The 11,372-nt window shown below is 45.2% G+C and carries 8 protein-coding genes; 5 read left to right on the forward strand and 3 right to left on the reverse strand.

From position 1 onward, the window contains the following. Positions 1-5 precede the first annotated feature (5 nt). Together AB4185_RS00710 and acnB are read left to right on the forward strand one after the other, a co-directional pair. The gene (locus tag AB4185_RS00710) at positions 6-2,339 is read left to right on the forward strand and encodes a patatin-like phospholipase family protein (protein ID WP_372134666.1); all 2,334 of its coding nucleotides are present in this window, start codon (positions 6-8) and stop codon (positions 2,337-2,339) included. Between the two features lie 272 nt (positions 2,340-2,611). Then, entirely contained in the window at positions 2,612-5,200 is a 2,589-nt protein-coding gene (gene acnB, locus AB4185_RS00715) for a bifunctional aconitate hydratase 2/2-methylisocitrate dehydratase (protein ID WP_017072021.1), read from the forward strand. A 101-nt stretch (positions 5,201-5,301) separates the two neighbouring features. Here the strand turns inward: acnB and AB4185_RS00720 are convergent, their stop codons facing one another. From AB4185_RS00720 to AB4185_RS00730, 3 genes are all read right to left on the reverse strand, one after another. Beyond that, positions 5,302-6,435 (reverse strand): glycerate kinase, encoded by a 1,134-nt coding sequence (locus AB4185_RS00720; RefSeq protein ID WP_017059424.1) that lies wholly within the window; start codon positions 6,433-6,435, stop codon positions 5,302-5,304. 16 nt (positions 6,436-6,451) lie between these two features. Continuing rightward, positions 6,452-7,717 carry a GntP family permease gene (locus tag AB4185_RS00725; protein ID WP_017059423.1) on the reverse strand — a complete coding sequence of 422 codons (1,266 nt, stop codon included), beginning with the start codon at positions 7,715-7,717 and terminating at the stop codon, positions 6,452-6,454. A 127-nt stretch (positions 7,718-7,844) separates the two neighbouring features. Continuing rightward, positions 7,845-8,999, reverse strand: a complete 1,155-nt coding sequence (locus AB4185_RS00730) for a sugar diacid recognition domain-containing protein (RefSeq protein WP_371724361.1) — start codon at positions 8,997-8,999, stop codon at positions 7,845-7,847. A 131-nt stretch (positions 9,000-9,130) separates the two neighbouring features. Between AB4185_RS00730 and AB4185_RS00735 the strand changes: the two genes are divergently transcribed. From AB4185_RS00735 to AB4185_RS00745, 3 genes are all read left to right on the forward strand, one after another. Beyond that, on the forward strand, positions 9,131-9,499 hold the full coding sequence (locus AB4185_RS00735) for a YacL family protein (protein WP_019824378.1): 369 nt from the start codon (positions 9,131-9,133) through the stop codon (positions 9,497-9,499). A gap of 238 nt (positions 9,500-9,737) precedes the next feature. After that, positions 9,738-10,076: a P-II family nitrogen regulator gene (gene glnK, locus AB4185_RS00740; RefSeq protein WP_004738200.1), complete on the forward strand. Its 339-nt coding sequence runs from the start codon at positions 9,738-9,740 to the stop codon at positions 10,074-10,076. Positions 10,077-10,103: 27 nt separating this feature from the next. Continuing rightward, entirely contained in the window at positions 10,104-11,333 is a 1,230-nt protein-coding gene (locus tag AB4185_RS00745) for an ammonium transporter (protein ID WP_017059420.1), read from the forward strand. Positions 11,334-11,372: the final 39 nt, after the last annotated feature.

The following is an 11,372-nucleotide window of genomic DNA, read 5'->3' on the forward strand; positions in this document are numbered from 1 at the left end:
AAATAATGATTTCTCGTTGGATAGTGAGCAGCTTAGGCATTGTCGGTACTGTGATCAGTTTTCAGCTGTTTGCATCGACTGTGACACCGGTGGAACAATCTCAGCAAGCTGGACAAGCTCATAAAAGACCAACCGTTGCTGTTGTGCTTGCTGGTGGAGGAGCCAAAGGAGCGGCTCACATTGGTGTACTTAAAGCGCTAGAAGAGATGCAAATTCCGGTTGATTACATTACTGGTACTAGCATGGGTTCTTACGTTGGTGGGCTTTATGCGACAGGGATGAGTGCTGATGAGATTGAAAGTTTTATTTATACGGTTGATTGGAATCGCGGCTACCGTGATCGTGTTAACCGTAGTGATCGCCGAGTACGTGACAAAGAATATGAAGACCGTTACCAACTGAACACCGATCTCGGTTTAGGTTGGGGCGAAATCAAAGCTAGGAAAGGCGTGGTTCAAGGTCAGAATATGTTGCGTATTCTGCGTGAGACCACAGGTAACCTATCTCCACTCGACTCTTTTGACCATCTTGCTATTCCCTACCGTTCAGTCGCAACCGACATTATTGAGCTTGAAGAAGTGGTCATCGACCATGGTCACCTTGTTGATGCGATGATGGCCAGTATGTCAGTTCCCGGAGCGCTTCCCCCTTATGAATTAGATGGCCGAATGCTGGTTGATGGTGGTGTCACCAATAATATGCCAGTCGACGTTGCTAGAGCGATGGGCGCGGACATCGTCATTGCGGTGGATATCAGTACCAATTACAAAGGCAAAGAAGACTTCACGAATTTTCTAGCGGCAGCTGACCAACTCTCGAATTATTTGGTCCAACGCAGCACTCAAGAGCAAGCTGAAACACTGACTGATGATGATGTTTTCCTGCGTCCTGATGTTGGGCAAATGGAGACGACTGACTTTGATAAAATGCCATCGGCTTTCCTCGCGGGCTATGAAGCCGCTAAGCAGCATACTGATGAACTTTCTAAGCTATCGCTCTCAAATGCCGATTATCAGCATTATATCGAGGACAAACAAAAAGCACGCAGACAGCTGAAACATGGCGATAAGACTGTCGTCGATAGGGTTGTCATCAACAACAACACCCACTATTCAGATAAGTTGATCGAAAACCGCTTAAATCTCGATTCTGGTGAGGTTTTGAAAACCAGTGAAATCGAATCTAAAGTGAAAGATCTCTATGCACTGGATAGATTTGAGTTGGTCACTTATGAATTTGACAACGTTGACGGTGAAGATCAACTTCAAGTCGATGTGAACGAAAAGTCTTGGGGCCCAAACTACCTCAACTTTCGATTCTTTCTTGAAGATGATTTCTCTACTACCAGTCAGTACTCGATCGGTGTCTCAGCCAACTTTACCGATATTAATAAGCATGGTGCAGAGCTAAGAACCAATATCGAGATGGGAACGGACAAGCGAATTGAAGCGGAACTATACTCGCCATTCTTTTCGAGTCAAAAGCTGTTTACTTCGGCATCGGTTGTTTACAGCAAAGAGAACAGAAACCTACCCGCAGATATTGATGATATTGAAGAACCGACACTGGACGTAACGAAAGATTATCTCCCTATGACGTATAGTGAATATGTCGGTGAATTGGCATTAGGCTATCAACCAACCTTGTGGCAGGAGCTGACATTTGGTGTTCGTTATACAGATGGGGATGTTGAGGTTTCTTCGTTACCTTCATTGGGCAGTGGTGGCTACAAGCGTATTGGTGGCTTCATGGGTTACCGACTGGATACTTTGGATAATTTCAGCTTACCGACCAAGGGTTACTTTGTCGATTTAGAGTACCTCGTTTCTCATGATGATTTTGATAATGACAGCTCTCTTGGTGAATCGGATTTAACGTCTGAGAGTGATACGGTTTATGAGTTTTCGGCCAATTTCATGGCAGCAAAGAGTATTGAGAAGCATACTTTAGTCGCAAAGCTGGATTACGGTATTGTAGAGAGCAAAAATTCGATTTTCCCTATTGATCCCAAAGAGCTTGGTGGCTTCTTAAACCTGTCAGGTATTCCAAGGAATAGTATGATTGGTCAGAACTTGGCTTACACCAGCCTTATTTATCGTTATAAGTGGTTTGAAAATGACTTCGGCCTTTTTAAATCACCATTCTACGTGGGCGCATCCATTGAGCATGGTGGTGTTTGGTCGAACAATGATTTGAGTATTGATGAAGCGCCAATGTACACCGCGGGTTCTGTTTTCGCGGGTGTTGATTCTCCAATCGGGCCGATCATTTTAGCTTATGGCCGAACCGAAGATAATTTCGATTCGGTGTATCTGATTGTAGGTACGTCCTACAAATAATCATGCGCAGAGTCGCCATTTAAGTGCGTAATTAGGCAAAAATAGTGGGACTTTCGTCTTAACTTGCTATGTTGGTCAAAATGATAAGATTTTAATTTAACGTTAAATTTGCTATTCTACCGCCCACAGTTTGGCCTCTATGACGCCGCTCATCAATACAAATTGAATGACAAAAATGGCAATGGAGAGCCAAGTTTCCAAGGATGTTCACTTCTTTATTTTACTAACAATTATGAAGGGAAGAAGTGAACCGCAATGAGAGGAAAAAAGTCGTGCTTGAAGCCTACCGTAAACACGTCGAAGAACGTGCTGCCGAAGGAGTTGTTCCAAAACCACTAGATGCTGAGCAGGTAGCTGGCCTAGTTGAACTTCTGAAGAATCCACCTCAAGGTGAAGAAGAAATCATTCTTGACCTACTAGAAAATCGCATTCCACCGGGTGTAGATGAAGCTGCTTACGTAAAAGCTGGCTTCCTTACGGCTATCACTAAAGGTGAAGTAGCTTCGCCACTAGTAAGTAAAGCAAAAGCTGCAGAACTGCTTGGTACCATGCAAGGCGGTTACAACATCGAATCTCTAGTATCTCTACTAGACGATGCTGAGCTTGCTCCAATCGCTGTTAAAGCGCTATCTCATACTCTACTGATGTTCGATGCGTTCTATGACGTAGAAGAGAAAGCGAAAGCTGGCAATGCTGCTGCACAACAAGTACTTCAATCTTGGGCTGATGCTGAATGGTTTACAGCGAAAGATAAAGTAGCAGAAAAAATCACAGTAAAAGTATTTAAAGTCACTGGTGAAACGAACACCGATGACCTATCTCCAGCGCCTGATGCATGGTCACGTCCTGACATCCCAGTACACGCGAAAGCGATGCTGAAGATGGAACGTGATGGCATTACTCCTGATGAACAGGGTAGCGTTGGTCCAATCAAACAAATTGAAGAAATGCAAAAAGATGGCATTCCACTGGCTTACGTTGGTGATGTTGTTGGTACAGGTTCTTCACGTAAATCGGCAACAAACTCAGTACTTTGGTTCATGGGTGAAGATATCCCATTCGTACCAAACAAGCGTACTGGCGGTGTTTGTCTTGGTGGTAAAATTGCACCAATCTTCTACAACACAATGGAAGATTCAGGCGCACTACCCATTGAACTGAACGTACAAGACATGAACATGGGCGATATCATTGATATCTACCCGTACGAAGGTGTTGTTCACAAGAACGGTTCTGTGATTTCAAACTTTGAGCTAAGCAAAGTACTTCTTGATGAAGTGCGTGCTGGTGGCCGTATTCCACTGATCATCGGTCGTGGTCTAACGGGTCGTGCTCGTGACGCTCTAGGTCTAGCTGAAACGGATCTGTTTGCTAAACCAATCGATCCATCTGCATCTGATAAAGGCTACACGCTAGCTCAGAAGATGGTTGGTAAAGCATGTGGCGTTGAAGGTGTTCGTGCTGGTCAGTACTGTGAACCTAAAATGACGACAGTCGGTTCTCAAGATACGACCGGTCCTATGACTCGTGATGAGCTTAAAGATCTGGCGTGTCTTGGTTTCTCTGCAGACCTTGTAATGCAGTCTTTCTGTCACACATCGGCATACCCTAAACCAGTCGATGTAAACACTCACCATACGCTACCTGATTTCATCATGAATCGTGCGGGTGTTTCACTTCGTCCGGGTGATGGCGTTATCCACTCATGGCTAAACCGTATGCTTCTTCCTGATACTGTAGGTACAGGTGGTGACTCGCATACTCGTTTCCCTCTAGGTATTTCATTCCCTGCGGGTTCTGGCTTGGTAGCATTTGCTGCAGCAACAGGCGTTATGCCTCTTGATATGCCTGAATCTATCTTGGTTCGCTTTAAAGGTGAAATGCAACCGGGTATCACGCTACGTGACCTAGTACATGCCATTCCTCTTTACGGCATCAAGCAAGGCCTACTAACGGTAGAGAAAGCCGGTAAGATCAACGAATTCTCTGGTCGTGTACTAGAAATTGAAGGTGTTGAGCACTTATCTGTTGAGCAAGCATTTGAGCTTTCTGATGCATCTGCTGAGCGTTCTGCTGCAGGTTGTACCGTTAAGCTTTCTGAAGAGTCTATCTCTGAGTACTTGAACTCGAACATAGTGATGCTGAAGTGGATGATCGCTGAAGGTTACGGTGATGTTCGTACGATTGAGCGTCGTATTACAGCAATGGAAGAGTGGCTAGAGAACCCTGAGTTGCTATCTGCTGATTCAGATGCGGAATACGCGCACGTTATCGAGATTGATCTTGCTGACATCGATCAACCAATCCTATGTGCACCAAACGATCCAGATGATGCTCGTCTTCTTTCGGACGTTCAAGGTACTGAGATTCAAGAAGTGTTCATCGGTTCTTGTATGACGAACATCGGTCACTTCCGTGCTGCAGGTAAGATGCTAGAAGAGTTTAACGGTTCGCTAAATACTCGCCTATGGGTGGCTCCGCCAACGAAGATGGATAAAGACCAACTGACAGAAGAAGGCTACTACGGCATCTTCGGTCGTGCTGGGGTACGTATCGAAACTCCTGGCTGTTCACTATGTATGGGTAACCAAGCTCGTGTTGCTGATGCTTCGACGGTTATGTCGACGTCAACGCGTAATTTCCCGAACCGCTTAGGTAATGGCGCGAACGTTTATCTGGCTTCTGCTGAGCTTTCTGCTGTTGGCGCGATTCTAGGTCGCATCCCAACGAAAGAAGAGTACTTAGAGTACGCTGAGAAGATTAATGCAACCGCTGCTGATACATACCGTTACCTGAACTTCCATAAAATGGGTCAGTACACGGAAAAAGCAGACACGGTTATCTTCCAAGAGCCTGCGTAACGTCTGATTTTGTTGTAAATATAATTAAGGCCGCTGTGAATAGCGGCCTTAATTGCTTTTAGCATACAGCGAAAATTGCTTTTAGCTTACAGAGAGCTCGATTAGTGCTTAATCGTATACATTGCTGCAACATTGCGAGCAGTAAGTTCAATATTTTCAGCCGCTTCAGCCAAAGCTGTCGGCAAGTCTACTGAACGGTTCACTACCGCAAATACCGCGTCGATACCATGCTCATGAACCACACCACAATCACTGGCTAGACAGCCGGCAATACCGATGACAGGCAGTTTATGTTTTTTGGCTGTGCGAGCGACACCAATCGGTGTTTTGCCATGAATGGTTTGGCTATCAATGCGCCCCTCTCCTGTAATCACAAGATCAGCATCTGAGACTATTTCATCTAAATTGACGGCGTCCATTACGATGTTAATACCAGGGCGAAGCTCCGCATTTAACAGGCCAACAAGTGCCGCGCCTAGACCGCCTGCCGCGCCAGCACCAGGGAGATCAATGACATCGACGCCTAACTGGTTTTTCATGATACTGGCATAATGAGCAAGGTTAGCATCTAACAGCTCAACCATTTCTGGTGTTGCGCCTTTTTGCGGACCGAATACCTGTGATGCCCCTTTTGGTCCGCATAATGGATTATCGACATCACAAGCGACCTCTAAGCGTACGTTTTGTAGGCGTGGGTCGAGGTTGGTGAGATCAATGGTTGTCAGTTTTGACAGTTCACCACCACCAAACACCAGCTCGTGACCCTCTGCATCTAGCATACGAATGCCTAGCGCTTGAGCCATTCCTAAGCCACCATCATTGGTCGCACTACCACCAATGCCAATAATAATATGCTCAACACCTTTATCTAATACGGCTTTGATCAACTCACCCGTACCATAGGTAGTGGTTTTTAGTGGATTACGTTGTTCTGGAGAGACTAAATCTAGGCCGGAAGCGGCCGCCATTTCAATAATGGCAGTTTTACCGTCACCGAACATACCGTAGAAGCCTTCGACAATTTCACCTAATGGACCAATCACTGGATGTTGGATGATAGAGCCATTGGTCGCATCCACCAGAGATTGTACTGTGCCTTCACCACCATCAGCCATTGGTAATTTTACGTATTCGGCGTTTGGTATTAGCTGTTTAAAGCCATCTTCAATCGCTTGAGCAACGCCCATTGCTGATAGGCTTTCTTTATATGAGTCAGGAGCAATTACAATTTTCATTTTGATACCTTTAAACTTAAACAAACAGACCAAATACACCGAAGATCATTACTGAGACGAAGGCGATAACAAGACCGACCGCTGACTCATAAGGGATGAGTTTTAGACGTTCATGAATACTCATATGTACCGCACCACCCGTGGCATGGAAGAAGCTACCATGTGGCATATGGTCAAGTACTGTCGCACCAGAGTGGATCATTGCAGCGCCTGCGAGAGCTGGAACACCTAGCTCAAGAATGGTGCTGGCAAATACATTCGATGCCACTACTGTTCCGGCAGTTGTCGATGCGGTTGATAGTGCCATCAGTGCGCCAGAAAACGGAGCAAGTAAGTAAGAAGGCAGCCCAGACATCGTCAGCACTTCAATCAGATCAGCTTTTAGTCCTGAGTTAGCAATGATGCCTGCAATGGTTCCTGTGCCCAGTAGCATTACAGCAACCGGTGCCATACGTGACAAGCCTGAAACCGCAAAGCTATTGGCTTGTTTGAAGCGACCCATAGCCAGTGCACCCAGCAATCCACCCAAGGGTAATGCAATTAGAGGATCAACATTGATATCAGCGAGTGGTCGCAGCGCGAGTAGGGCAATAGCCACTAACGGTGCAACGATTGAAGAAGAAAAGCTTGGCAGTGAACTTTGATCCGCTTTGACCACTTCACTTTCCGCTACTTTTGAACCTTTATTGACGAGGCGCTTTGCCAAGAAGTAGGCGAAAAGCAGCCCAAATAGACCCGGAATCACGCCTGCAGCCATCACAGAGGTTAACGGAACATTGAACGCATCAGCCGCCGCAATGGCATTTGGGTTAGGCGACATGACATTACCTGCTTTACCGCCGCCCACCATCGCCAAAAGGATCGCGGTTTTAGAAAGGTCTGCGCGGCGAGCAATAGCCAGTGCAATAGGAGAAACCGTGATAACGGCCACATCAACGAAAACGCCAACAGCGGTTAAAATCATGGTCGCAATGGCAAGAGCAAGTAAGGCGCGAGTTTCGCCTACTTTTTTGATGATGGATTCTGCAATCGAGGTAGCCGCCCCTGATTCAATTAGTACGCCGGCCAACACACCAGCGGCGAGAATTCGCATCACTGAAGTGACGATCCCTTGGGCACCACCTATCATTAACTCAACGGTTTCGGTGAGAGAAACGCCGCCAACCACGCCGCCAACCAAAGCACCGATGATCATGCCGTAGGTGGGTGGCACTTTTTTAAGAATGAGCGCGATAGCAACAATCAATGCTGAAAGTGCGCCAAGAGTTGAAACTTCAATCATGTTCTATTTCCCAGATAACGATGTGTCATTTTCGGCAAATATAAAGATATAGGGTTGGTAAGTCTTTGTCATTCTCTACAAATAAGTGCTCAAATCGGTCCTTTTAAATTGTGCAGTTGCACATTTTTTAGCTCGACCAGTGGAATAGATTTATTGCAATGTAGAGTTGAAATAGATCGTCTATATTGTTGATATTTAATGATGTTATTTGGTTTATCTTGTCTGTTCGATAGCGTAGCGTATTGCGATGGATATGTAGTTCGTTACAGGTGAGAGCTGAATCACAGTTCTGCTTTAAATATGTCTTCAAAGTTTTGATCAGTATCCCTTTACTGTCCTGTTGTTGAAGATGTAGGTAAGACTGCTCCAGTTGCTCACGAATCCATGGATCTTGTAACAGGCTACTCATAATGGCCGGCAGTCGATAGTCTTGATAGAAAAACATGTCTCCGGGGCGGTTACCGACACTGCGCATAGTGAGCTCAGCGGTATCATATGAGCGTGCTAAACCAGAAAGTCCGGTAAAGTAATCCCCAAGCGCAATCTTGATTTGAAACTTAGCTTCTTTCTTTATTCTTTTGAGTAGCAATTTCACGCGCTTGGTTTCTGCATCCTTGGACCAGCTGTTCCCTATCAGGGTTATAGGCTTGAGTACCACCACTTCGTTTTGTGAAACAGACAAGATACCGACTAAATTATCGCGCTCGGGATATTCAAGTAAATGTACTAATTGCTGTAAGTTTTCCAATGAAGGCGCAGTGTCTCCTATCGGTAACACCTTGACGATGGCGGCAATCCGCGGTTGTGCAAGGTCGAGATCCAGACGCTGTGCGATGGATTGCAGTTGCATGTCATTAAGCGTGCTACCTCGGATTAATTGCAATACCAATTCTTCACGATGCCTCTTATTCCATTCTACTTGAGACATAAGTACAGCTTGTTCAACAATAAGCTCAGCGGTCATCTTCACCAGCTCACCAAAATGATGAACTTGCTGCAGTGTCCCAGAAACCCCAATCGCCCCAATGACATTATCCTGAAATAGAATCGGTAAATTAACTCCAGGCTTAACCCCTTTTAGGTGTTCGGCAGTGGCTTCGTCAATATTAACGACTCGTGATTCGGTGATGGCAAGTACCGCTCCTTCATGTTTTTGGTATAAGCGAGTAGGATCACTGGATCCAATAATGCGACCTTTATTATCCATCACATTAATCGAGTGTGGGATGATCTTCATGGTTCGTTCGACAATTTGTTTGGCAATCATTTCGTTCAACTGCATAGAGCCCTCCTCTTCATTGACTGTGTAGGTTGGATCGTAACGATAAATTCGTCAATACGCTCGTTTCTGACAAGACAATGGTATACTCAGAAATAGTATCGCTTGAGTATTAATGCAGTATAGGTTGAGTTATGGAGTTTGAATTTACTAGAAACACTCTAATGGGTGAATACTATGTGAAATGCAGCATGGGCCATGAGATTGTTGGCCGTTGGCTTCAAGAAGAGATCGGTAAAGATAAGCAAAAATTAGATCATGTGATGGCGTTGATTGAGCAATCTCGACAGGACTTGAGCAATGAAGTGACGTTGCTTGGCAAAGAGATTAGCCTTGCGATTAATGAAGACGAAGTAACGATTCAAGAAAACGTGTTAGCGCATGAGCAAGAGATGGAAGAGGGCAGTGAGTTCGACTTCTATAACTGTGAAAGCCAAGCAAGCTGTGGAATCGACGATTTCGAACTGCTCATCGAACGCTGGATGGATTTTTTAGGTTACTAGTCCTAAGACCTATTTGTTAGTCATTCAGAGCTTTGAAGGCTCCGTTGCCCAAAACTGGAGCAATAAGAGCATCGCGCATTAAGATAGTGAAAAGGCTGCACCATGTTGGTGCGGCCTTTTTCGTTATTACGACCTTATTATCTTCATCTTATTTAAAATCAAGCACTTAAATTTTTGGCACGCTACTTGGATTGTAATAAGAGAATTAACGGATTAAGTAAGAATTTAAGGAACGAATATGAAATTAATAAATGCCATTGTTAAGCCATTCAAATTAGACGATGTACGCGAAGCGCTCTCTGATGTGGGTATTGAAGGTATGACTGTTTCTGAAGTGAAAGGCTTTGGTCGTCAGAAGGGACACACTGAATTGTATCGTGGTGCAGAGTACCAAGTGGATTTCCTACCAAAGGTGAAGCTAGAGATTGCTACCCAAGCTGAGAATGTTGACCGAGTTGTTGAAGCGATTAGCCAAGCGGCACACACCGGAAAAATCGGCGACGGCAAAATTTTTGTGTATGACCTAAGCCAAGCCGTACGAATTCGTACTGGTGAAATGGATGCTGAAGCACTTTAAAGAATTACAAGGACTGGAGACTTTAATATGGAACTTACAACAACAGTAACGGAACTACGTTACGCACTAGACACTTTTTTCTTCCTCATTTCAGGTGCGTTGGTAATGTGGATGGCAGCAGGCTTCGCGATGTTAGAAGCTGGCCTAGTTCGTTCAAAGAACACCACAGAAATTTTAACTAAGAACATCTGTTTGTACGCAATTGCTTGTACAGCTTTCTTAGTGGTTGGTTACAACATCATGTATGTCGACAACGGTGAAGGCGGTTGGTTGCCATCATTTGGTACTCTAATTGGTACACAAGGTGAAGGCGCAGATCACTCTCTAGAATCAGACTTCTTCTTCCAGGTAGTATTCGTTGCAACAGCAATGTCTGTAGTATCTGGTGCGGTTGCTGAGCGTATGAAGCTTTGGTCATTCCTAATCTTCTCTGTAGTACTAACAGCGTTCATTTACCCTGTTGAAGGTTATTGGACTTGGGGCGGTGGTTTCCTATCAGAAGCGGGTTTCAGTGACTTCGCAGGTTCAGGTATCGTACACATGGCTGGTGCAGCAGCAGCGTTAGCTGGTGTTCTACTACTCGGTGCTCGTAAAGGTAAATACGGTAAGAACGGTGAAATCTACCCGATTCCTGGTTCAAACATGCCACTTGCAACGCTAGGTACATTTATCCTTTGGTTCGGTTGGTTCGGTTTCAACGGCGGTTCTCAACTGATGGTTTCGGATTTTGAGAACGCAACAGCAGTAGGTCAAATCTTCCTTAACACCAACGCAGCAGCAGCAGCAGGCGCAATTGCAGCACTACTAGTATGTAAAACAACTTGGGGTAAAGCAGACCTAACAATGATTCTTAACGGTGCGTTAGCTGGCCTAGTAGCAATCACTGCAGACCCTCTATCACCATCACCTCTATTTGCTGTAGCGATTGGTTCGGTATCTGGTGCATTGGTTGTATTCAGCATCATCGCACTAGACAAAGCTAAGATTGATGATCCAGTAGGTGCTATCTCTGTACATGGTGTATGTGGTTTCTTCGGTCTAATGGCTGTGCCACTAAGCAACGCTGATGCAACGTTTGGTGCTCAGCTAATGGGTGCAGCAGTCATCTTTGCATGGGTATTCGGTGCTAGCCTAGCAGTATGGGCGGTGCTTAAAGCAACAATCGGTATCCGAGTAACGGAAGATGAAGAACTTGAAGGTATGGACATGCACGATTGTGGTGTCGGCGCTTACCCTGAGTTTGTATCAGTAAAATAATCAACAGTCGTCGCCTAATCTGAATGGGTTAGGTTGGAC

Origin of the sequence: Vibrio sp. 10N.286.48.F5 (genome assembly GCF_041469785.1) — a bacterium.
Lineage (GTDB): Bacteria > Pseudomonadota > Gammaproteobacteria > Enterobacterales > Vibrionaceae > Vibrio > Vibrio crassostreae_C.

What these genes read in the sequence shown, in the direction of transcription:
- AB4185_RS00735 (WP_019824378.1), top strand. Translation starts at nt 9,131, where the DNA reads ATGGAGTTTGAATTTACTAGAAACACTCTAATGGGTGAATACTATGTG.
- AB4185_RS00720 (WP_017059424.1), bottom strand. Translation starts at nt 6,435, where the DNA reads ATGAAAATTGTAATTGCTCCTGACTCATATAAAGAAAGCCTATCAGCA.
- glnK (WP_004738200.1), top strand. Translation starts at nt 9,738, where the DNA reads ATGAAATTAATAAATGCCATTGTTAAGCCATTCAAATTAGACGATGTA.
- AB4185_RS00730 (WP_371724361.1), bottom strand. Translation starts at nt 8,999, where the DNA reads ATGCAGTTGAACGAAATGATTGCCAAACAAATTGTCGAACGAACCATG.
- AB4185_RS00725 (WP_017059423.1), bottom strand. Translation starts at nt 7,717, where the DNA reads ATGATTGAAGTTTCAACTCTTGGCGCACTTTCAGCATTGATTGTTGCT.
- AB4185_RS00710 (WP_372134666.1), top strand. Translation starts at nt 6, where the DNA reads ATGATTTCTCGTTGGATAGTGAGCAGCTTAGGCATTGTCGGTACTGTG.
- AB4185_RS00745 (WP_017059420.1), top strand. Translation starts at nt 10,104, where the DNA reads ATGGAACTTACAACAACAGTAACGGAACTACGTTACGCACTAGACACT.